General features: G+C 40.2%; 19 protein-coding genes. 3 read left to right on the top strand and 16 right to left on the bottom strand.

What is annotated here, in order from left to right; all coding sequences use genetic code 11:
- Window positions 1-17: 17 nt before the first annotated feature.
- Entirely contained in the window at window positions 18-1,505 is a 1,488-nt protein-coding gene (locus tag ACLL8Z_RS07175; protein ID WP_411274087.1) for a glycoside hydrolase family 130 protein, read from the top strand.
- Here the strand turns inward: ACLL8Z_RS07175 and ACLL8Z_RS07170 are convergent.
- Both ACLL8Z_RS07170 and ACLL8Z_RS07165 read right to left on the bottom strand, forming a co-directional pair.
- The gene (locus tag ACLL8Z_RS07170) at window positions 1,482-2,486 is read right to left on the bottom strand and encodes a glycosyltransferase family 4 protein (RefSeq protein ID WP_411274086.1); all 1,005 of its coding nucleotides are present in this window, start codon (window positions 2,484-2,486) and stop codon (window positions 1,482-1,484) included. The two genes, ACLL8Z_RS07175 and ACLL8Z_RS07170, sit on opposite strands and share 24 nt — an antisense overlap.
- The gene (locus ACLL8Z_RS07165; RefSeq protein WP_411274085.1) at window positions 2,486-4,774 is read right to left on the bottom strand and encodes a glycosyltransferase; all 2,289 of its coding nucleotides are present in this window, start codon (window positions 4,772-4,774) and stop codon (window positions 2,486-2,488) included. The genes ACLL8Z_RS07170 and ACLL8Z_RS07165 overlap by 1 nt, the downstream gene beginning before the upstream one ends.
- Window positions 4,775-5,060: 286 nt before the next feature.
- Between ACLL8Z_RS07165 and ACLL8Z_RS07160 the strand changes: the two genes are divergently transcribed.
- Window positions 5,061-5,729, top strand: a complete 669-nt coding sequence (locus ACLL8Z_RS07160; protein ID WP_411274084.1) for an SGNH/GDSL hydrolase family protein — start codon at window positions 5,061-5,063, stop codon at window positions 5,727-5,729.
- Window positions 5,730-5,778: 49 nt separating this feature from the next.
- Here the strand turns inward: ACLL8Z_RS07160 and ACLL8Z_RS07155 are convergent, their stop codons facing one another.
- The 12 genes from ACLL8Z_RS07155 to ACLL8Z_RS07100 form a co-directional block, all read right to left on the bottom strand.
- Window positions 5,779-7,047, bottom strand: coding sequence for a DEAD/DEAH box helicase (locus ACLL8Z_RS07155; RefSeq protein ID WP_411274083.1), 1,269 nt, complete (start codon window positions 7,045-7,047; stop codon window positions 5,779-5,781).
- 584 nt (window positions 7,048-7,631) lie between these two features.
- Complete coding sequence (locus ACLL8Z_RS07150) at window positions 7,632-8,825, bottom strand: aspartate aminotransferase family protein (protein WP_411274082.1); 1,194 nt, start codon at window positions 8,823-8,825, stop codon at window positions 7,632-7,634.
- Window positions 8,826-8,987: 162 nt separating this feature from the next.
- Window positions 8,988-9,425, bottom strand: a complete 438-nt coding sequence (locus ACLL8Z_RS07145; protein ID WP_411274081.1) for a hypothetical protein — start codon at window positions 9,423-9,425, stop codon at window positions 8,988-8,990.
- Window positions 9,422-10,048, bottom strand: a complete 627-nt coding sequence (locus ACLL8Z_RS07140) for a hypothetical protein (protein WP_411274080.1) — start codon at window positions 10,046-10,048, stop codon at window positions 9,422-9,424. The genes ACLL8Z_RS07145 and ACLL8Z_RS07140 overlap by 4 nt, the downstream gene beginning before the upstream one ends.
- A 30-nt stretch (window positions 10,049-10,078) precedes the next feature.
- On the bottom strand, window positions 10,079-10,627 hold the full coding sequence (locus ACLL8Z_RS07135) for an RNA polymerase sigma factor (RefSeq protein ID WP_411274079.1): 549 nt from the start codon (window positions 10,625-10,627) through the stop codon (window positions 10,079-10,081).
- Between the two features lie 170 nt (window positions 10,628-10,797).
- Window positions 10,798-11,751 (bottom strand): transketolase family protein, encoded by a 954-nt coding sequence (locus tag ACLL8Z_RS07130; protein WP_411274078.1) that lies wholly within the window; start codon window positions 11,749-11,751, stop codon window positions 10,798-10,800.
- 47 nt (window positions 11,752-11,798) lie between these two features.
- Window positions 11,799-12,644 (bottom strand): transketolase, encoded by an 846-nt coding sequence (locus tag ACLL8Z_RS07125; RefSeq protein ID WP_411274077.1) that lies wholly within the window; start codon window positions 12,642-12,644, stop codon window positions 11,799-11,801.
- A 96-nt stretch (window positions 12,645-12,740) separates the two neighbouring features.
- On the bottom strand, window positions 12,741-13,202 hold the full coding sequence (gene bcp, locus ACLL8Z_RS07120; protein ID WP_411274076.1) for a thioredoxin-dependent thiol peroxidase: 462 nt from the start codon (window positions 13,200-13,202) through the stop codon (window positions 12,741-12,743).
- A gap of 67 nt (window positions 13,203-13,269) precedes the next feature.
- On the bottom strand, window positions 13,270-14,979 hold the full coding sequence (locus ACLL8Z_RS07115; protein WP_411274075.1) for a M23 family metallopeptidase: 1,710 nt from the start codon (window positions 14,977-14,979) through the stop codon (window positions 13,270-13,272).
- A 14-nt stretch (window positions 14,980-14,993) separates the two neighbouring features.
- Window positions 14,994-15,605 (bottom strand): fumarylacetoacetate hydrolase family protein, encoded by a 612-nt coding sequence (locus ACLL8Z_RS07110; RefSeq protein WP_411274074.1) that lies wholly within the window; start codon window positions 15,603-15,605, stop codon window positions 14,994-14,996.
- 220 nt (window positions 15,606-15,825) lie between these two features.
- Window positions 15,826-16,371 (bottom strand): T9SS type A sorting domain-containing protein, encoded by a 546-nt coding sequence (locus ACLL8Z_RS07105; RefSeq protein WP_411274073.1) that lies wholly within the window; start codon window positions 16,369-16,371, stop codon window positions 15,826-15,828.
- 227 nt (window positions 16,372-16,598) lie between these two features.
- On the bottom strand, window positions 16,599-18,317 hold the full coding sequence (locus tag ACLL8Z_RS07100; RefSeq protein WP_411274072.1) for an APC family permease: 1,719 nt from the start codon (window positions 18,315-18,317) through the stop codon (window positions 16,599-16,601).
- 70 nt (window positions 18,318-18,387) lie between these two features.
- Here ACLL8Z_RS07100 and ACLL8Z_RS07095 point away from each other — a divergent pair, with 70 nt between their 5' ends.
- Window positions 18,388-19,062 (top strand): phosphatase PAP2 family protein, encoded by a 675-nt coding sequence (locus tag ACLL8Z_RS07095; RefSeq protein WP_411274071.1) that lies wholly within the window; start codon window positions 18,388-18,390, stop codon window positions 19,060-19,062.
- 88 nt (window positions 19,063-19,150) lie between these two features.
- Here the strand turns inward: ACLL8Z_RS07095 and ACLL8Z_RS07090 are convergent, their stop codons facing one another.
- Complete coding sequence (locus ACLL8Z_RS07090; RefSeq protein ID WP_411274070.1) at window positions 19,151-19,804, bottom strand: hypothetical protein; 654 nt, start codon at window positions 19,802-19,804, stop codon at window positions 19,151-19,153.
- Between the two features lie 164 nt (window positions 19,805-19,968).
- Window positions 19,969-21,687, bottom strand: a complete 1,719-nt coding sequence (locus ACLL8Z_RS07085) for a M3 family oligoendopeptidase (protein ID WP_411274069.1) — start codon at window positions 21,685-21,687, stop codon at window positions 19,969-19,971.
- Between the last annotated feature and the right edge of the window lies 1 nt (window position 21,688).

Raw genomic sequence — 21,688 nt, 5'->3', positions numbered from 1 at the left:
GCCGAACAAATTATAATATGAGATTATCAGTTGACCGGAGCCCGGTAAAAGTTTACCCGGATCCGAAACGTGTTATTGCGAGGTTTTTCTTCAGCCAGGACGAACGTGCTAAGGAATTAATTTTAAGAGTAATGGCTCTTTCGGAAGAAGATGTCTTTACAATTATATCCCCAATTTTACAGGAATACTCCAAACGTCATCGCAACATTACAAAAATACTCAACAGGCATTGCGATAAAGTAAAAAGACTCATTACTGGAGTAGAGCTTAATTATGAGGAACTTAGTCAATTCAGAAAATTGCTCATCGGTTCATATTTCACCCATGAATATTCTATCGAGTCCGCGGCCTTTTTCAATCCATCTATAATTGAAGATCCGGATCAAACGGAATTGGTTGAAGGGCAAAAGCGAATGATTATTAGCTTTAGAGCAGTCGGAGAAGGGCATATTTCCTCAATCGTTTTCAGAAGAGCCCTTGTTGAGAAGAATGGAGATCTGAGTGTCCTACCCGCTGGAAATTACATTGATGAAGCAGAGATTATAAGGAATGCAGTCTATATTAAAAAATTCTTTTTTGGTAAAGCTGTAGACAATAATATTGACAGTAATGTTCTCGAAAATGTCAAGAAAAAGTTAGGTGACCAGTTTGAATACCAGGAGCTTCGAAATGTTATTTTAGCATTAAAAAATGAGCAATCGTCTGAAGAGGCAAAATTGGACTATGATAAAGTACTTTGGTTGTCTGATTCTTACCATGATATTAGCTTCTCAAAAGACACTGACATTTCTGACCGGGTAATTTTTCCAATTTCAGAATTTGAAAAAAAGGGTATTGAAGATGCAAGATTTGTTACGTTTATCAATGAGGATGGTTCGACTATATATTACGCAACTTATACAGCGTATGATGGTCATATGATCATGCCTAAACTTCTCCAAACAACCGACTTTTATAACTTCAAAATCTGCCCGTTGTACGGAGCAGGAGCGCAGAACAAAAATCTAGCATTGTTTCCGCGTAAGATCAATGGGAAGTATGCCATGATGTCAAGAATTGACGGATGGAATAACTATATTATGTATTCAGACAAGATTCAGTTATGGGAAAGTCCCGAACTGCTTCAGCAGCCACATGCAGCGTGGGAATATATTCAAATCGGAAATTGTGGATCACCAATAGAGACAGAGGACGGATGGCTTATCATAACACATGGTGTCGGCCCGATGCGGCGATATTGCCTTGGAGCAAGTCTACTAAAACTGGACGATCCGTCCGTTGAAATTGGACGTTTGTCGGAACCTCTGATTGTTCCAAATAAGGATGAGCGGGAAGGTTACGTACCGAACGTTTTATATTCTTGCGGTTCTATTATCCATAATGATAAACTGATCATTCCATATGGACTATCAGATTATTGCTCTTCATTTGCTACGGTTGATATCAACGCTCTTTTGGACAAACTCAAGAGCAAATCATCATCATTGTACGATCTTTTTATATAGCTCCAGATAGTCGGACACCATTTTTTCGCTCGAAAACTTTTCTTTTGCCCAGTTATGACAGGCAGTTCTGCTGATCGACTTTAAATTATTAACCGCATCAATTGCTGTGGCGATATCCTTGACAAGATACCCGGTGAGGCCGTCTCTTATTAATTCAGGCATCGCACCCCTATTGAATGCAATAACAGGAGTTCCGCAATACATTGCCTCGGCAACACTTAATCCGAATGGCTCATCAAAATTTATAGGATGAAGCAATGCAGTAGCCATACCAAGTAGTTTATTTCGTTCTTCAGGGCCGGCATGGCCTGCGAAGATTATTTCATCACATAAACGCGGCTCTATCTTTTCTTTGTAATAGCCCTCATCCTGTATAATTCCGGCAATAATCAATTTTGTCTTTGATTTTTGAGCTATTTCAATGGCTTCAGATGTACCCTTGTCGGGATGGATACGACCAAAGAACAGAAGGTATTCCTCGGGATACTCTACAAACGAAAATTCACTTGTTTGAATGCCGTTATAAACCGTTGCTATATATTCGAGTTCTGGGGACCGGTTCGAATGGCTTATTGAAACGTACGATGATGATCGATTATATTTCTTGTAAACGGAAATTATTTTAGGTGAAGAAAAACCATGAATAGTGGTTATTATCGGTGTCTGGATAAGCTTTGAATACGTAAGGGGAAGAAAATCGTAATGATTATGAATAATATCAAAGGAAGAGGCTTTTTCCATTAAATTACTAATATGCAAACATTCTACAACTTTTGCATCCAGATTTCGGTCTTCTTCATAGCCAGTAAGAATTACCGAATCGAGTCTGCCGGAAGTGAGTGAATCAGCTGTTGAAAAAAGTGTGACATCCATTCCCAAAGCCACCATCCCTTCAGTTATGTTCGAAGCCATTTGCTCCCAGGGACCATAATGTCGGGGAGGGGTTCGCCATGCAACGGGCGATAAAATTGCAATTTTCATCAGGCCGCTTCGATATCTGACTCCTGTTGGATTATTTTAATATTTTTTTGGTCGCCAGAAACAGACTCAAGTTCCAGACCTTTGAGGACAAGCAGATGTGAGATGAAATAAGCCAGTGTGCTTTCTGCCCCCTGATTTCTGTTTAGCCCGTCCGGCTGCAAGCCATCACAGCAGCCTTTTGTTTCATGATCGTAAAGGGGTAGACGCAATGTATTCTCGCCCAGAAACCACTGGTAACATACATACATATTACTTAAAAATTGTTTATCGCCGCTCAAATCGTAAGCTTTGAAATACATTAGTACCATAGCCATACTTTCAATTGCCTGTTGATCAAAAATTGCCATACTGCCTTTTTTATAATACCACCCATCGCTTCCTACAGGACTAAGGTAGCCTTTGCTTAAAGTAAGATTATCAAGAAAGTGTATTGATTCATAAGCGATTTCCATCACCCGTTCATCCCCCGTAATTTCACCGGAATGAAGCAAGGCGAGTGGGAGTATCGCATTATCGTAACTAAGTTTTTCTTCAAACCAATGCCAGTTTTCCTCTCGGTTGCTCTCATACGCATTCGTTAAGGGTTTAGTTAACTTTTTGAGCTCCTCGATTAAACCCTCGTTGTGAGGATGGGCATGTAGGTAGTAAGATAAACCAATAACCGTGTTTGCCAGGCCTCTGAGGTGATAGAGAGCTTTAAAGTGTGGAATTGACCGTTGGAAAAGCTCTTCTGCAAACTCCCGGTAAGAATTGTTTGGAGCTGAGTTGATAAGGTAGCCCAAGGCCCATATTGTTCGTCCAAATGAATCTTCGGATCCCACCTCATCCAGATACTCTCTCCGGAAACTTAGGAAATTTCTGAAGTTCCCATCATCCATCTGCATATACTGGATATAGCTGAGGTATATTGGAAGAAGATCAAGCGCTTCCTTACTTTTATTTTGCTCGTATGCCATAAGAGCCATAATAAGAGCTCGTGAATTATCATCGAGACAGTAGCCTTCCTTCAAATTTGGAATGCCATATTTTGCGTGTTGGACGATACCTGTGTCATCAGTCAATCGTTTAACATGAGTTAAATTAAATTCCGGCATAATTTCCGAATCGATAACATGTCTGCTTTTATTTTTAACTGCCATCGGCTGCGCTGCTGAAGCCTCAAGAAGAGCAGTGTATTCCCTGCCGATTGCGGGCCATCTCAAATTCAAACCATAGGCGAAAGCACTTTTCTTCAATTCCTGCAATTTCCCTGTGTGGTCAAGCAGATCGTTAACCGAAAATGCGAGGCTTTCAGAGTCCTTAAAATCAAAAAGCCTTCCGCGCTTATTTTCAAGTAATTCTTGAGCATGCCAATATGGAGTTGATATCACCGCCGCTCCTGCCCCAACGGCATATGAGAGTGTTCCACTTGTAATCTGTGCTTCGTTCAGATAAGGGGTCACATAGATATCGCATGCGGTCAAATAATTGTGAAGATCTTCTTCGGAGACGAACTGATTGATGAATGTCAGATGTTCTTCGACGTTTAAGCTTTTCGCTAGTTTTTTAAGGCTGTCACGATATTCTTCTCCGGAATTTTTCCTGACCCCCGGATGGGTATTTCCCAACACCACGTACATAACATCAGGATGATTCTCAACAATGGCCGGAAGCGCTTTTATAACAGTTTCCAGCCCTTTGTTCCTGCTTATCAAACCAAAAGTGAATAATACTCTTTTGTTCTTGAAAGAAGTGAGATTTTTGACTGGATTGTTGCTGGCAGGCTCCAAATGGGGCACTCCGTGTTCAATTTTCTGTATTTTGTCTGCTGGAATATTGTAAATGTTCTTTAGAAAATCTACTGCACGGTTGCTCATAACAACAATCTTTGAAGACTGGTTAGCGATCTCTCTTATGATAATCTGCTGCATAAAACTTGGCTCCCTAAGCACTGTGTGCAAAATTGTTATCAGGGGTTTGTTTAGGCGGCTGATCAAAGGAAGTAGATATACACCGCTTTCACCACCGTAGATCCCGAATTCGTGCTCGATTATACAGGCGTCTACATCACTGTTATTTATGAACTCAGCGGCTTTTATATAATCCTTTTGATGCTCCTGCCGAACTTTAAACTTAACTTCACCCGGATAATCATGTTCTTCAAGGTTATCTGAATCGTTCATGGCAACTACAAATCCATTAAGCGAACCGTCGGCATTGCCAGCGTTTATCGCTCTTATTAGATTATAATTAAAAGTTGCTATTCCACATTCCCGTGGCGTGTAGGATGAAAGATAAGCGATTTTCATACGTGTTTGTTTATTCAATACTTGTCATAGTGATGTTTGGAGTAGTTTCAAAGATTCTCGTTAAATTGAGTCCTTTAATAAACATTTCAGCCTTCTTAGGTTGATACTTTCGCCTAAGTCTATAATGAATACGCCGATAGGTCAAAATTTACAAGGATGACCACTCGTGTGCAGCTGATTATAAAAGTTATTTCTATTTAAACAGCATTTCTATCATTTTGTTGACAATTTGCATTAGATTTAAATATTATTCCGAAAAAGTTATATTCTTATATATCGTATACAAATGAAATTTAGGCGACTTATTATATCATTGTTATGCATGATGGTGCTCACCAGTATGCAGCTTCAGAAACCAGTAAAGGTTGTGCTATTTGGAGATTCTATTACTCAGGCTGGTGTACGGCCAGGAGGATATATTTCACTTATGCAACAGTCGCAAACAACGTACGAATTGATTGGAGCGGGAATAGGCGGAAATAAAGTATATGACCTCTACTTAAGAATGGAGGATGATGTAATAAAAATAAAGCCCGATGTGGTGGTTATCTATGTTGGTGTAAACGATGTGTGGCACAAGCAAACTCATCAGACGGGAACCGACCCGGATAAATTTACAAGTTTCTATTCTGCAATGATCAAAAAATTCCAGTCTGCCGGTATAAGAGTGATCGTTTGTACCCCTGCAGTTATAGGCGAGAGAACAGATTTTAGCAATCCTCAGGATGGAGATCTGAATAGTTACAGCCAGCTAATAAGAAATCTTGCGAAGCAATACAATTGCAGTTTGGTTGACTTGCGAAAAGAGTTTCTTGGTTATAATCTCGCCAACAATCCCGGAAATAAAGAGTCCGGCATTCTTACGACTGATAGAGTTCATCTAAATCCTGCCGGGAATAAATTAGTGGCTGATTTGATGATAAAAACTTTAACTGGGTTAAAAGTTGAAAAGTAAAAGTTGTAATTATTGATCTAAACTATCCACTTTCGTCTTTTCCCCTCAATTAACGTTTCTTTCCAAAATATCTCTTCGGTGCCCCTTTTGCGCCAGATGTATTATCAGAACGCTCCGGTTTTTTGCTTTTGGAAGAACCACCCTTTTTCTTGGTCGATTGAGTTAGCATATATGCAGCGCCTTTCATATGGTAAGGTTGTTCTTCAACCACAGAAATTGATCGTGAAATAAGTTTCTCGATATCCTTCAGGTATTCCATTTCCTCTTCATCACAAAAAGAAAGCGCAATACCACTTGATCCGGCCCTCCCGGTTCTGCCAATCCGGTGAACATAGGTTTCCGGTACATTAGGCAGTTCAAAATTGATCACATGAGAAAGTTCTTCAATATCGATTCCCCGGGCGGCAATATCTGTGGCAATCAATGCCTTCAACTGTCCTGTTTTAAAGTTCGACAAGGCCTTCTGACGTGCATTCTGGGATTTGTTTCCATGGATTGCCTCAGTTTTTATTCCGGCTTTTACCAAATCTTTCACAATCTTATCTGCTCCATGTTTCGTGCGTGTAAATATGAGAGCAGATTTGATCGCTTTATCATTCAATAGATGAATTAGAAGCTTTTTCTTGTCCCCTTTTTCAACAAAAAAGATTGATTGATCAATGGTATCTGCGGTACTTGAAACCGGCGTGACCTCCACTTTTTCAGGATCAACAAGAATTGTATTAGCTAGTTTTTGAATCTCTGGCGGCATTGTTGCCGAGAAGAAAAGTGTCTGGCGTTTTTGTGGAATTTTTGTAATGATCTTTTTGACATCATTTATGAAGCCCATATCCAGCATACGGTCTGCCTCATCAAGGACAAATATTTTCAGATAATGCAAGTGGACAAACTTCTGATTTATCAAGTCTAAAAGTCGCCCTGGAGTTGCAATCAGAATGTCTATCCCAGATTTTAGCGCGGATACTTGTGAACCCTGGGAAACACCACCAAAAATGACAGCATGTTTCATTCCAGTATGTCGACCGTAAGCACCGAAGCTTTCACCTATTTGTATGGCAAGTTCGCGTGTTGGGGTAAGGATCAGACATTTTATAGCCCTTGGACTCTTATCATAAATTCTGCCGCCCTCGAGTATTTGGAGGATGGGTATTGCAAATGCAGCAGTTTTTCCTGTACCGGTTTGTGCACAGCCAAGCAGATCTTTGCGCTCTAATATGATGGGTATTGATTGTTCCTGGATAGGAGTGGGAATTGTGTAACCTTCTGTTTTTAAAGCCCTTAAAATAGGCTCAATTAAATTTAAATTTTCGAACGACATGTATTGATCTTAATATTGCTGCTTAAAATGCCAGCAATTTATTTTGGCGCAAAGGTACGGGATAAATGTGATATTGCCACAAAAACCGTTTGTGTGGTATTACTGGGTCTAAAATTTGGGAAATGGGGATCAATGCAATTATTTCCTCCTTTCAAGAAGACAAATAAATACATTGATTAGCCAAAGTACTACCAGATAAATACATAATCCCGCCTGAACGTTTAACTTCCATTCACTGAAATACATAAAAAGTATACCAAATGGAAGTATCATGGCGACGATACTTAGTATTAAAAAGTCCTCGAACTCTTTTCCTGCTGGATTTTCAACCGCTCTAATAAAAAATTTGCTTAATAAATAGATATAAATTAATGCGGGCGGATGACTAAGTAAAAGAAGCCAAACTTTATCACTACCAAGGTTATCAAAAATGCTGAGAACTAATACACCAATTGCAGACAGAATTAGTGAGAACCCAAAGATAATTTTTGCTAGTCTATACTGTGTTCCTATGAATTTATTGCTTACTTCAAAATTTAACTTAGAAGTCTCCTTAGATTTCTAAAATTAAGTTAAGTCGCCTTTCAACGGTCAATTTCTGTAAGGATTGCTTCTGTAATTACCTTACAGGCATCAATAATCTCATTTTCCGTTATAATTAACGGAGGAGCGATACGCAATGCTGTATCACAGTGCAGGAACCAGTCGATGATAATCCCGTTCTCCAGGCAGCGTTTGCTGACACGCTCCACCTGTTCGAATGAATCGAGTTGAATGCTCAACATTAAACCTTTCCCGCGAACCTCTTTTATTCTCGGATCATGAAGCAACTTGCGGAATAGTTTTTCTTTAACAGGAACATCAGACATCAGATTCTCGTCAAGTATAACTTGCAGATTAGCCAACCCAGCCGCACAACTCACCGGATGCCCGCCAAAGGTCGTAATATGCCCTAAGATCGGATTTTCTTTCAAGGCATCCATTATTTTATGTGATGATATGAAAGCTCCTATCGGCATCCCCCCCCCCATGCCTTTAGCAAGAAGAAGGATATCGGGAATAATGCCAAATTGTTCGAAACCAAATAAGGTTCCCGTACGGCCAAAGCCCGTCTGGATTTCGTCCAGAATTAATAGTGCTCCAGTTTCATCACACCGCTTGCGTAATTGCTGCATGTAACGCAATTCCGGAACTCTTACTCCTGCTTCACCCTGTATTGTTTCCACAACAACAGCGGCTGTTTTTTTTGTTATCGAATCCAGATCTGTGAGGACGTTAAATTGGATAAACCCTATGCCGGGAAGCAAGGGTCTGTAGGCCCGTTTATAATATTCATTGCCCATTATGCTTAATGCACCCTGTGTGCTGCCATGATATGAGTTGTTGCAGGCTAAAATATTTGACCTCCCGGTAAATCGTTTCGCTAATTTCATCGCCCCTTCAGTAGCTTCAGTACCAGAATTAACAAAGTAAACGGAGTGAAGAGATTCAGGAAGAACGGAAGCCAGTTTTTCGGCAAATCTGACCTGGGGAGATTGAATAAATTCACCGTATACGGTTAAATGGAGATATTTGTCGACCTGGTCTTTTATAGCCTCAACAACTTTAGGATGACGGTGGCCGGTATTACTAACCGCGAAACCGGAAACGAGATCCATGTATCGATTACCGCTGGGATCATACAAGTACATACCCTCCGCACGTTCTACTTCAAGTGATCGGGGAAAAGATGAGGTTTGGGCGGTATTAAGCAGAAACAACTGGCGAGTGGTAAGCATTCGCGAAATTACTAAAAAAGAGTTGCCAGTTGCGAGTTACCAATTATGGGGTCTGGATGCATAGGCAAAGCGCCCGAATATTACTTTGTTAGCATTCACCAAGCTTTAGAATTGTTAATTTCCAAGTAGCCTGAAAACGGGCAACAGGCAACTTGCACCCAACTATTCGTTCCCTTTCCTCCGATTATTCAACTGCTTATAAAGATGTTCTCTAAATTCGCTCTCCGCTTTATATAAAGCCAGAATCTTTTGCGGCGGGATAGCCTTAGCATATAATTTCCTATACCTTTTCTTTAAATCAAGCATTTTACTTTCATAAACCAGATCAGCACTAATTATCTCATCAGGGTCACTGTTTTTGCTGTATTTTGCTTCTTTCTTTTTCTTAAGTAGTTCCAAAAATTCTTTTGAGTAATTGTTGTAAACTGGCCAGAATTTTTGAGCCTCTTCGCTTGTTAAGTCAAGTTTACTGGTAATAAATGCTACTTTTATCGATTCGATCTGTTCAGATCGTCCCCAGCTCCTTTGTGCGAATGATTGTAAGGTTAGTGCCAAACACATTACAAATACCCACAATCTCTTTTTTAACTCTCTGTTCATAATGTTGTACTGTTGATATATAGCTCCAATTCCTCGGATGAAACATCACCTGTTACAGCTTCCAGTTGATCAGTATTAAGATTTTCAATAATAAATGGAGTATCGCCGGCAGTACTGTGTGCTTGCAGGTAATTCATAATTTCCTGATCTGGAACTTCTGAAAGTTGTTTATCGAATTGGTAAGTATTGGAGCTAAAGTATATTCCGGTTGCAATCATAGTCGTGATACAAGCTGCAGCCGCATAACTAATCCATGAAGTAAATAACCTGCGACCTGGATTCGCTTCGCTTGATGAATCGTCCAATCTTGAGTTTATTCGCTCTGAAAGCTCAGCAAAATATCCTTCTGGCAATGCAAAGCCCTCGGAAGGAGCAAATGATCTAATCTTCTCGACAGTAATGTTACTCTCAATGGTGGACGAAAGTTCATCAAAATAACTAAGAGGAACTTTAAACCCACTATTACAATCAACGCCTGTTGGCTCAATCAATGATAGGCTTTCCAGATTATCAGACAGTTCCTGAAAGTATCCGGAAGGTACGATGAAAGGAATCCCATTCCCAATCGCAGCAAGAGTCGGTGCTTCTTTCTGCAAATCTATTTCTCTTTCATTTGATTCCATATTCTTTAGACCCCCAGCGTGTAAAAAGGTTTAATCAGTGTTCAATAAATAATCTTCTATTTTCTTTACCGCTATATGAAAAGATGCTTTGAGACCTCCCACTGTAGTTCCCAGAATTTCTGATATCTCCTCATATTTCAGATCGTCATAGTATTTCATATTGAAAACCAGGCGCTGCTTCTCGGGCAAAGTGAGCAAGGCTTTCTGAAGTTTCATTTGAGCATTATCACCATCGAAATACGGGCTATCGGCTAAAGTCTTTGCAAGATCATATCCTGCACTTTCATTAAGAGAGATGTTATTTTTATGCTTTTTCCGATTTATAAACGTGATGCTTTCGTTTGTTGCTATCCGATAAAGCCATGTATACAGCTGAGAATCATTCCTGAAATTAGAAAGACTCTTCCAGACTTTAATAAAAACTTCCTGCACAAGATCATCAGTATCATCATGGTCGATTACTAATCTACGGATATGCCAGTAAATCTTTTGCTGGTATTTATTCAGAAGGAGTCTGAAAGCCTCATTGCGGGTGCTTTCGAGTTCAAATTTGCTGAGAATTTCTGAATCATCTACCATTTTAGTTGCGAGTTATCAGTTGCCCGTTACCAGGCTAATCGGATTTGCAGGGCGTTTAATTAAAAGTTTAACAATCATTCGTTTCATCGCCCAGACTGGTAACTGGTAACCGGTCATTGCTTTATCGTTCGTTTTTCCGCTCAGTCTAACAACTAACAACTAACAACCAACTATTTCCTCTTCATCACCCTTTCCACCGCTCTAACAATATCATCGGTGTCTAATCCGTATTTCGTCATTAACTGATCAGGAGTTCCGCTTTCTCCAAAGCTATCATTTACAGCAACATACTCTTGTGGCACAGGGTTATTTCTGGTAAGTACCTGTGCTATGCTGTCGCCGAGTCCGCCGTAGCGGTTATGTTCTTCAGCAGTAACAACACAACCCGTCTTAGCTACCGACTTTAGGACTGCAGCCTCGTCCAATGGTTTAATTGTATGGATATTTATTATTTCTGCATTTACACCTAACTCAGCAAGTTTTTCGCCGGCTTCTATTGCCTTCCAAACTAGATGTCCCGTAGCAAAGATTGAAACATCAGTCCCCTCACTAACCATCCAGGCCTTTCCTATTTCAAATTTCTGATCGGGATCGGTGAATACAGGGACAACCGGACGCCCGAACCTTAGATAAACCGGGCCGTGGTGCTCAGCGATTGCAATAGTAGCAGCTTTGGTTTGGTTATAGTCGCAAGGGTTGATAACAGTCATGCCCGGGAGCATTTTCATCATACCGATATCTTCGAGTATCTGGTGGGTTGCTCCATCTTCGCCCAGAGTCAAACCTGCATGAGAAGCACAAATCTTGACGTTTTTGTCAGAGTATGCAATAGACTGTCTGATCTGATCATACACGCGTCCTGTTGAAAAATTTGCAAATGTGCCGGTAAATGGAATTTTTCCGCCAATGGTCAAACCGGCAGCAATTCCCATCATGTTCGCTTCCGCGATACCTATCTGAAAAAAGCGCTCAGGGAATTCTTTTATAAAAGCATCCATTTTAAGTGAACCAACAAGATCGGCGCATAAGGCAACTACTTGGTCATTCTTTTTCCCAGCTTCTAACAGCCCAGCCCCGAAGCCGGAACGAGTATCTTTTTTCTCGGTGTATGTATATTTTTTCATATTAAACCTGTAACCAGGGTTTGTGAGCTTGAGGAATGTTTTAGTTATTAGTAATCTCCGTGGGTTTCTTCAACCTGGGCGAGTGCAAGGGCGAGCTGCTCATCGTTTGGCGCTACGCCGTGCCATTTGTGTGAATGCATCATGAAATCAATTCCGTTACCCATCATTGTTTGCATGAGAATCATAATTGGTTTTCCCTTACCTGTTTTTGAAACGGCGAGGTCCAGGACGCGGATAACATCAGACATGTCGTTCCCGTTCATTTCCAAAACTTCCCATCCAAACGCCTCCCATTTTGCCCTTAAGTTTCCGAGGGAGAGTACATTCTCGGTCGAGCCATCAATTTGCTGGCCGTTGACATCAATTGCTGAAATCAGGTTATCAACTTTGTTATGACTAGCGTACATCGCCGCTTCCCAGGTTTGTCCTTCCTGTAATTCCCCATCACCATGAAGAGAGTAAACAAGACGATTATCCTTGTTAAGTTTTTTAGCAAGCGCTGCGCCAATAGCAACAGACATTCCCTGACCGAGGGATCCTGAAGCAACCCGGATTCCGGGCAAGCCTTCATGAGTTGTAGGATGACCTTGTAACCTCGAGTTTATCTTTCGAAAGCTCGCTAGTTCGCTCAGTTCAAAATATCCTGATCGTGCAAGTACGCTATACCAAACTGGCGAAATATGGCCGTTAGAAAGAAAGAAGAGATCTTCGTCATTGCCGTCCATGTCAAATTTCGTATTGTGTTTTAACGCGTGAAAATATAGCGCTACGAAATAGTCTGCACAACCAAGAGAACCCCCTGGATGTCCCGACTGGCACCCATGTACCATTCTTACAATATCACGCCGCACTTGAGCCGCAAGTCTTGTTAATTTATCAATATCTGGATTCATATAATTTGCTTAAAGCGCCGCTAAAATAGGTAATGTTGTTTGAATAGAAAAAGGTTAGGCTTTTAATAATGCGGGATCATCACACGATTTAAAGAGTTAAATAAGTGATTCCATCACTTGTTGAGAAGAGTTTTTGGTATCAACCTTCGAAATGATCTTTTTAATTATGCCGTCTTTACCGATAATAAAAGTTTTGCGGGCAACTCCCATGTACTTCTTTCCATACATGTTCTTTTCAACCCAAACTCCATATGATTCGACTATTTTTTTATCCTCGTCGGAAATCAAGGAAAATGGTAAACTATATTTCGATGTAAATTTCTGGTGTGATTTTTCATCATCGGTACTAAGCCCGAGCACTTCAAAACCCTTGTCGATTAAGGATTGATAATTATCTCTGAAGCTGCATGCTTCAGCTGTACAACCCGGGGTGTCGTCCTTAGGATAAAAATACAAGATCAGATCCCTGCCTAAAAAATCACTTAGTGAAATATCATGGCCATTTTGATCTTTTGCAGTAAAATCAGGGGCTTTTTGTCCTTCGTTCAATTCAATCATTATCAGGATTGTTGGAGCGCTAAATTACTGAAATAAATCAATCGCTGATTAATAAGCAGAGGCTTTATTATCTGAAAAAGCTGATCGTGTATTCAGTCCTATTCGACTTCATATCCGTTACGGTTAGTTGTAAGTCGTGTTTTCCCTTACTAGTTTGATCATCTAATGTATGCCAGAGCGAAGCTGTTTTAGCGTCGTATTCCATAAGAATCCATTTTCCATCAATCCGTCCGGTAAATGTTTTAATGCCGGAAAGATTATCTGATATCTTAAACTGGATTCTAGGCGTTGTTGTGAGGGACTTCCCATTGCTTATGCTAACTGGAGTTATTCTGGGAGGCACAGTATCCAAAGCAACATAGAAGCTTCCAAAACCTCGGAGATCTGCACTTACGAAACCCTTTTCATAAGAGCCTCCTTGTGAAATTTTATTTGCATTTACCAATATAGCCTTCGATTGAAGATGTGCTGGTAAGTCCGAATTTATTGCAATACTAAGCTTGTAGGGGAGATGAACAGCAATCAAACGATTATGTACGTGGTGTAATTTCGATAATCCTCCAAAAGGAGTAGGGGAACTTGAATAAACAAAATTAAGATCGCTATATAAAGAATTTTTTGACATCTGAATTTTCATCCCATTAGTGTCAAGCTGATTGTCTTCATTAAATTTGAACATTCGGCCTTTTACGGGCTTAATAAATTTAGATGCGGTTTCATCATATCTGATCTTAAAGTTGAGGACACTTTCGTTACCAGCCACGTCGCTAACTACATACTGCGCTTCATGAATGTCCCTGTCGGTAAAATTTATCAGACCATTGTTTACTTTTGTTTTATAAATCTGTAATGGATTGCCCGGCTCAAGGAAACCTTTTTGGATTCTCCGGCCTGAACTCATTAACAATGGATAATCTACATGAGAATTAATACCCCGGGAATTGGCAAATGAAAATTTCTCCCAAACAGAGGAGTAAATAGTTTCGCCATCTACCCGCAATTCTATTGAATATGGGCCATTTGAATTTTCCGAAGCGGAGTTCTTATCGCTGGTCATGATTCCAAAACCGGTTTTCCCGCTAATACTAACAATTTTTACAGGACTCAACTGGTAAATTCCACTTGCTCCGCCAATAGGAAAAAACTGTCTTGGAGTATTTTCACTAAATGGTTCACCATTTAGCTGATACATGTATAAGCCAGTTATCGCAGGTTTTACTCGATCAGGAATAGTAATGCCAAAAAGCTGTGGATTAATTGCTTCTTCAGTATTTGTATCCCTTATTTCAAAATGCAGGTGTGGGCCACTCGAGCCCCCGGTATTACCAGACCATGCAATTATTTCGCCTTTTTTAACAGGAATTTCTACAGGCAGAAGCGGGAAATCAACATCGAAATTTTCAATTCTGTATTGATAAGCTTTAAGGGACTGACTAATGCGGCTGTTGTATTTTTGAAGGTGCATATACACCGTAGTGTACCCGTTTGGATGTGTGAGGTACAAAGCGTTGCCGCCCCCACCAATTTGTACTCTAACTCTTGATACATAACCATCCGCCGCTGCATAAACCGGATAACCTTCTTTCTGATTTGTTTTAAAATCCAATCCCGAATGGAAATGGTTAGACCTCAGCTCGCCGAAATTGCCAGCTATGATCGGAGAAATTCCAAGCGGGTATCGAAAATAAGACTCAGGGTAATCCTGCAACTTATCATCTTGCGCGAAGGTCGCTGTAAATAGTAATAAGAGGAAAGTCAGAACTATAAATCTTAACATATTTGGAATGGATATTAGCGGACGTAAAAGTCCAGCATTTTATCTTCTTCCAAATAGCCTGCCAAATGATCACCGATGTTCACTTTCCCTACCCCTTGCGGTGTTCCGGTGAAGATCAGATCACCTTTTTTTAGTGTAATATATTGAGAAACAAAGGCGATGATTTTCTCAAAGGAAAAAAGCAAATCATTAGTGTTTCCCTTCTGAACCATGTTCCCATTAATATCTAACTTGAAATTTAAATTGGTCAAATCCTTGAATGTCGATTTAGGAACGAATTTACTGAGGGGAGCAGAGTTGTCAAACGCTTTTGCGAGTTCCCAGGGCAATCCTTTCTCTTTATGTTTCTGTTGGATATCCCGCGCAGTAAAATCAACACCAAGAGCAATTTCTTCGAAGTAGTTCGAAGCGAATTTCTCTGCTACATGTTTTCCCTCTTTTGAGATTTTCAGCACTAGTTCTATCTCATGATGGATATCTGTTGAAAATTCGGGATGATAAAAAGGTTTGTTGTCTCTTAGTACTGCGGTATCAGGTTTCATAAATATAACCGGGACAGTCGGTACGGGGTTATTCAGTTCTTTGGCATGTTCAGCATAATTGCGACCGATAGCGATTATTTTCATTTGTATGTAATTTGTTATTTTATTGCAAAGGAGCCCTTCCGAACAACTGTGGTAGGCGGCCTAAATGAGCTTATGTTCATGTTATGAGCTGCAAACTCATGCAGGTTTTATCAAAGTAATTTGAATTAGAAGTATTGGTAAATATAAATTTTCCTTCAGCATGAAACCCATTGTCTCGGCGAAGATATAAATCCAATAAGCAAATAAAAGAAATTAACGGTTATAAAACAGAGATTCGCTTGGTGATGATCTCACCAGCAACGCTTACGCGAATAAAATAAAAACCGCTGGTAAGCCGTGAAGCGATATCGAAAGAATTTGCCTGATCTCCGGCAGAAAGCCTTTCAGTAAGTAAGGTTGTAACTTCATTGCCTAACACATCCATAATTTTAATGGTAACGTTGGAGTCCTTATTAATGGAATATGATAGATTGAGCTGGTCTGAAACTGGGTTCGGATAAACTTTTACATTATTTAGGACCTTATCGTTATCGCCTTGTTTCGAAATCCGTGATGTAGGTGAACCTGAAAATAACTTTTCCGTTCCAGGCTTGAAAGGAACGAAATTCACTATGACCCCATTTTTCAAGAATGCGGGTCTATTGAGACGTGTATCGGTTATTTTAGTTGATATTGTCGCTTTTATAATCTTGGAGGTATCATTCGAAACTGAACTTGTACCAGCAAATACTTCAGAGTGGCCCGGCATTGTGATGCCGCCCAAAGTGATGAATATTGCTAATAGTCCGAGGTAGAAGTTTCTCATACGCACTTAGTACACTATAAATATAGGGCTTTATAATATATACACTTGCAGGGCAATAAAGTTTTTAACAAATTTTAACTAAAATTATAGGGTATACGTCAATATTAACAAATTTGTTAAGATAAATTTAATTAATCAGAATGATATTTAAACATAAAAATTATGACGTTGTTAAATTACATTTAAGGTGTACTTTTGTTCCAAAATTTTTGAACGTGTCGAATTGATTACGAATTGGTATTCTTCTGGTTCAATCGGCTCTTGTGATACCCATAAGAGAAATAGATAATAAGCCCTAAAGCAAGCCAAATAAGAAATCTCAGCCAATTGGTATAGCCCAATTCTGTCATTAAATATAAACAGCTGAGCATTCCCAGAACCGGTATCAAAGAAAGCTTTTTCATAAAAGATAAGACAGACATTGTAATTGCAGCGAGGATAAAGAGGAAATAAGGGAGTTTGTCCTTATACTCATGCCAGTCGCCGTTATAGGTGAACAGGTTGAGGATCTGCTCTCGGAATATTAAAAAGAGGCTTAGGATTAGCAATGGTACTATATATTTGCTATTCACATACGGGATTCTAAAACGTTTCCGATTTAGATCAGTGATTGGCTCCTCTGGCAATAGGAGCACGCCTCCACATACCAAAACGAAAGCAAACAGTGTACCGATACTGGTAAGGTCAGTCACTTCTGTAAGATTCATAAATAAAGCAGGGATAGCGACAACAAATCCGGTAACAAGTGTTGCAAACCCAGGAGTCTTATATTTGGGATGGATACTTGAGAATTTTTTAGGTAGCAGGCCGTCGCGGCTCATGCTCATCCAGATGCGGGGCTGACCCATTTGAAAAATAAGTAATACGCTGGCCGTTGCTATAACAGCACTAACCGATATTACGTAGCTGATGTTTTCCAATCCCACATTCTTAAATACAAAAGCCAATGGGTCTTCTACTTGCAGGTATTTGTAATTAACCATTCCTGTGAGGACAAGTGCTACGAGGATATATAGCACAGTGCAGATAATCAGGGAATAGATCATGCCTTTTGGAAGATCGCGCTGTGGGTCTTTACATTCCTCGGCAGTAGTAGAAATTGCATCAAATCCTATATAGGCGAAGAAAACCCCTGACACGCCTTTCATCATCCCTTCAAATCCATTAGGTAAAAACGGATCCCAATTGGCAGGAGTAATGTAGAAAAATCCCAACAGGATCACTCCAATAACCACAGCTACTTTTAAGATAACCATTGCATTAGTAGCTTTCTTAGTTTCCCGAATGCCGATATAAACGAGGTAGGTAATCAGAAAAACGATACCGAGTGCCGGGATATCGGCAATTAATTTAAAATTTCCGGATCCTGGCGCTCTATTCCAAGCTTCTGCGGCATACTTTACTTTATCCGTTATCCCAGCAAGTTCTCCACCTGCAGCTAGAATTTGCGAATGGGCTCTGGCCGCAGAAAGATAGTCCATGGTAAGGTAGGCAGGGATGTGAATGTTGAAACCTTCCAATAAATTGGTAAAATATTCGCTCCAGGAGATCGCGACAGCAATATTGCCTATTGCATATTCCATTAATAAATCCCAACCGATTATCCATGCTACAAGTTCTCCAAAAGAGGCATAAGCATAGGTATACGCGCTGCCAGCTACTGGTATTCGCGATGCAAATTCGGCATAACAGAGAGCTGAGAAACCGCAGGTGACTGCGGTTATGACAAATAGGATACTAACACCAGGCCCACCATTAAATGCGGCATTTCCTATCGTCGAAAAAATACCTGCACCGATCACTGCGGCTATCCCCATAAGGGTGAGGTCTTTAACAGTCAAAACCCGACGCAGGCCAGCTTCTTCCGACTCAGCATCCGAGAATCCCGCCTGGCGGTCCCTCATTATAAGTTCAATTGATTTTTTGCGGAAGAAATTTGAGGACATAAGGAAAGCTAAATGATTTAGTACCAAACATAAAAATTATTTAGTTTTGAAAATACCTTAAACTTAAATAATGCGCTCCAGCTTCGGCAATCTGCTCAAAAGGCACCTGGCTTTTATTATTCCATTCATTATAATGGTTGTTATATGCCTTTATATCTATTTAACAAATTCCAAGATTGAGATTTTCTTATGGACGAACATTCGCCATAATGCCTTTTTTGATGAATTTTTCAAGATCAGTACGCTTATAGGGGATGAGTACACAACGATCTTAGTTTGTATTGGGATGTTGTTTATAAAGTACAGGTATGCCGTGCTAACAATTCTTGCTTATCTGTATTCCTCGGTAACTGTGCAGATCCTGAAAAGGATATTTGACTCGCCACGGCCCAGTAAGTTTTTCGAAGGATTAAATCCTATTAGAACAATTGAGGGCTATCCTCTGTACGAAATCAATAGTTTTCCTTCCGGCCATAGTACCAATGCATTTACGCTAGCCGTTGTGCTGGCCTTCATCCTCCCTAAATTAAGGTACCATTGGGTTATAATCCCGGTTGCAGTGCTTACTGCCTTCTCCAGGGTGTATCTCTCACAACACTTTTTCCAGGATGTTTTTGCCGGGGCTGTTCTAGGAGTTGTACTAACCTTCCAGTTAATATGGTGGCTGGAAAATACAGAATGGTATCATTCTCCCAAACTGGATGGCCGACTATTTAAAACAAAATTTAAAGGTCATTGGCAATAAAAAGGAAGGTGAAAACTGAAAAAGAGGTGTCTTACGTGAAAAATAAGATTTAATTTAACCTCATACCTAGAGGGTTAATAAATAGATTTTAAGTTTCCCCTTTTCTGAGAAGGAAGAAAGCCAAACCAATTAGAGCAATGCCTCCTGGAATTGCCCAATAAAGATATTTTTTGCTCGCTGTATTGTTATCATTTATTTCGTCGCTTGTAAACTGGTCAGACATGTTCAATTGTTCATTGACCTCAATAGAATTGAAAAACTTCACCTTTTCAGGCACTGCAAATTCGCTGTGAAGGTCCTGGTAAAGATATTCAAAAATATATGTGGCACTGCTTGCATGCAGCAGGCGGAAATCTCTGTATAATACACCGCTCCCGGTATCGATTTGAAGTGTGAAGTCTTTTACGTTTAGTGCTCCAAGTTTACTATCTCTTTCGTTTTTTATAATTGAGCCGGTGGATACCGTCCGCACATTTTTGATGTAGTCATTGTAGTACTTCTTCAGGTGCTTATCTTTCTCGATGTCAGGAGTTGACATCTCATCATCAGGTGTTTTGAAAATAAGGATGGTGCCCCAGGGGCTTACAGCAACCATGCTATATTTGTCGTTTTTTTCAGTTTTAGTAAATCCTTTCGGAAGATTCACCGAAACGGTACTATCGATCCTGACCGTTTCCCAATCCTGAGCAGAAGACGTATTAGAAATTATAAATAGAATAATGATAAGGAGTAATGATTTCATAAAGGGGGTATTGCAATAAACGTGCCCTGTAAGTTGACATTTGACAGTCGACAATGATCAGTTGAAAGTGGACTGGAAAAAGCCTTGCTTCGGGTCGAGTGGCTTCACTGCTGAGCGGGTTATTATACGCCCAGTCTAACAACTAACAACTAGCAACCGTGTGCTTAATCCAATTTCCCTAACTCGTCCCTTACAAACTCCGCCAGTTCCTTTACATAAGATGCACTAAAATCAAACTCTATACCTGCCGTTTCGTAGATTTCCTTAATTGTTTTTGTGTAGCCCAATTTTAAGGCATCCAGATACTTTTGAAGTGCCTTTTCAGGATCATTCTTATAATTTTTCCAGACTGCTATTGCTCCTAATTGTGCTATTCCGTACTCAACGTAATAGAATGGCACTTCAAAGATGTGAAGCTGTTTCTGCCAGAGGTTGCCGAGTGCTTCGTGATAACCGCTCCAGTCGGCAAAATTATTACCAAAAGGTTCAAATATCTTCTTCCAAGCTTCGTTTCTTTCAGCATTTGTATGATCAGGATTTGTATAGATCCAATGCTGAAACTGATCGACAACGGCCACCCATGGCAGTGTTTTTAACACATCTTTCAGTTGATCTTTCTTTGCGCGTTTCAGGTCTTCAGGATTATCAAAGAACACATCCCACTTGTCCATAGAGATAAGTTCCATACTCATCGATGCAAGTTCAGCTACTTCTGAAGGTAAATGTTTGAAATCGTTTAGCTCCAGGTCGGCAGAAATAAAGGTGTGAACTGCATGTCCACCTTCATGGACCATTGTAGTAAGGTCGCGGAATGTGCCGGCAGAATTCATAAATATAAATGGAGCGCCGCTTTCGGCCAGCGGATAGTTATATCCTCCGGGTGCCTTCCCTTTTCTGCTCTCTACATCAAAAAAGCCATTTGCTTTCATGATCTGGAGTCTCTCTCCAATATAGGGGTTTAGCCCATGGAAGCACTTAATTGATTTTTCAATGAGCTCTTCGCCAGAATTGAAAGGCTTTAATGCTGTTTTTCCCGAAATATCAACGTCCATATCCCAGGGCTTGAGTTGTTCAAGTCCGAGTGCTTCGCGACGATTTTCGGCATGGTCGAGCAGAATAGGAACAACTTCTTTTTCTATTGCTTCATGGAATTTGTAGCAATCTTTCGGAGTATAATCAAATCGTCCCAGTGCCTGGAACATATAATCCCTGAAATTCTCGAAGCCGGCGTTAAGTGCAACCTGATGCCTTAGCTTTAAAAGTCCGTTAAATAGTTCATCCAGCTTTTCGCGATCCTGTAATCTTCTTGCGGTAATCGCCTCCCAGGTTTTCTGCCTGACATTTCTGTCTGTATCCTTCAAAAATACGGCGGCCTGTTCAAGTGTATATTCTTTGCCATTCAGCACGACAGACATCGCACCGGTAATAGCCTGATACTTTTGCTGTTGTACTTGAATTTGCGTCTGAAGCGGAACATTTTCTTCCCTGAACAACTCCAACGCCTTTTTTATGCCCCGGGTGTACACGAAATACTTATTCTTATCAAGGTTTTCTGAAAACTCGCTTTGAATGAACTTTTTATTCAGATCATTATTAAGAGGTGCAATTTTAGGCTCTATCTCCGTAGCGAAAAACTGGAAATCCGTAAGCAGCTTTTCATCACTTGTATCGCATGTCATCCTGATATATCTCCAGGCAAAATCTTCTTCAAGCGCTGCCTCAATCTCACTGCGGTCTTTGAGCCAACGCTCAAGTCCGGTGGCCGAATGTATTTTTCTGGCGAGTAATTCTGTAAATATGGGTTCAAGATTTTCCCAGCTTATGGTTAAGTTTTGCGGAATATAATTTCTTGGATTTTTGGTGATTTTAAAGGTATCTATCATA

This window comes from Daejeonella sp. (genome assembly GCF_046590655.1).
GTDB lineage: Bacteria > Bacteroidota > Bacteroidia > Sphingobacteriales > Sphingobacteriaceae > Daejeonella.
Note: the sequence above shows the minus strand (reverse complement) of the source record. Positions and strands in the feature narration are given on the sequence as shown.

Excerpts from the sequence above, each read along its gene's own strand:
- ACLL8Z_RS07110 (WP_411274074.1), bottom strand. The coding sequence starts at position 15,605 with ATGAAAATAATCGCTATCGGTCGCAATTATGCTGAACATGCCAAAGAA.
- ACLL8Z_RS07170 (WP_411274086.1), bottom strand. The coding sequence starts at position 2,486 with ATGAAAATTGCAATTTTATCGCCCGTTGCATGGCGAACCCCTCCCCGA.
- ACLL8Z_RS07085 (WP_411274069.1), bottom strand. The coding sequence starts at position 21,687 with ATGATAGATACCTTTAAAATCACCAAAAATCCAAGAAATTATATTCCG.
- ACLL8Z_RS07150 (WP_411274082.1), bottom strand. The coding sequence starts at position 8,825 with ATGCTTACCACTCGCCAGTTGTTTCTGCTTAATACCGCCCAAACCTCA.
- ACLL8Z_RS07135 (WP_411274079.1), bottom strand. The coding sequence starts at position 10,627 with ATGGTAGATGATTCAGAAATTCTCAGCAAATTTGAACTCGAAAGCACC.
- ACLL8Z_RS07165 (WP_411274085.1), bottom strand. The coding sequence starts at position 4,774 with ATGAAAATCGCTTATCTTTCATCCTACACGCCACGGGAATGTGGAATA.
- ACLL8Z_RS07175 (WP_411274087.1), top strand. The coding sequence starts at position 18 with ATGAGATTATCAGTTGACCGGAGCCCGGTAAAAGTTTACCCGGATCCG.
- ACLL8Z_RS07095 (WP_411274071.1), top strand. The coding sequence starts at position 18,388 with ATGCGCTCCAGCTTCGGCAATCTGCTCAAAAGGCACCTGGCTTTTATT.
- ACLL8Z_RS07155 (WP_411274083.1), bottom strand. The coding sequence starts at position 7,047 with ATGTCGTTCGAAAATTTAAATTTAATTGAGCCTATTTTAAGGGCTTTA.
- ACLL8Z_RS07125 (WP_411274077.1), bottom strand. The coding sequence starts at position 12,644 with ATGAATCCAGATATTGATAAATTAACAAGACTTGCGGCTCAAGTGCGG.
- ACLL8Z_RS07105 (WP_411274073.1), bottom strand. The coding sequence starts at position 16,371 with ATGAGAAACTTCTACCTCGGACTATTAGCAATATTCATCACTTTGGGC.
- ACLL8Z_RS07160 (WP_411274084.1), top strand. The coding sequence starts at position 5,061 with ATGAAATTTAGGCGACTTATTATATCATTGTTATGCATGATGGTGCTC.
- ACLL8Z_RS07145 (WP_411274081.1), bottom strand. The coding sequence starts at position 9,425 with ATGAACAGAGAGTTAAAAAAGAGATTGTGGGTATTTGTAATGTGTTTG.
- ACLL8Z_RS07115 (WP_411274075.1), bottom strand. The coding sequence starts at position 14,979 with ATGTTAAGATTTATAGTTCTGACTTTCCTCTTATTACTATTTACAGCG.
- ACLL8Z_RS07100 (WP_411274072.1), bottom strand. The coding sequence starts at position 18,317 with ATGTCCTCAAATTTCTTCCGCAAAAAATCAATTGAACTTATAATGAGG.
- ACLL8Z_RS07140 (WP_411274080.1), bottom strand. The coding sequence starts at position 10,048 with ATGGAATCAAATGAAAGAGAAATAGATTTGCAGAAAGAAGCACCGACT.
- ACLL8Z_RS07130 (WP_411274078.1), bottom strand. The coding sequence starts at position 11,751 with ATGAAAAAATATACATACACCGAGAAAAAAGATACTCGTTCCGGCTTC.
- bcp (WP_411274076.1), bottom strand. The coding sequence starts at position 13,202 with ATGATTGAATTGAACGAAGGACAAAAAGCCCCTGATTTTACTGCAAAA.
- ACLL8Z_RS07090 (WP_411274070.1), bottom strand. The coding sequence starts at position 19,804 with ATGAAATCATTACTCCTTATCATTATTCTATTTATAATTTCTAATACG.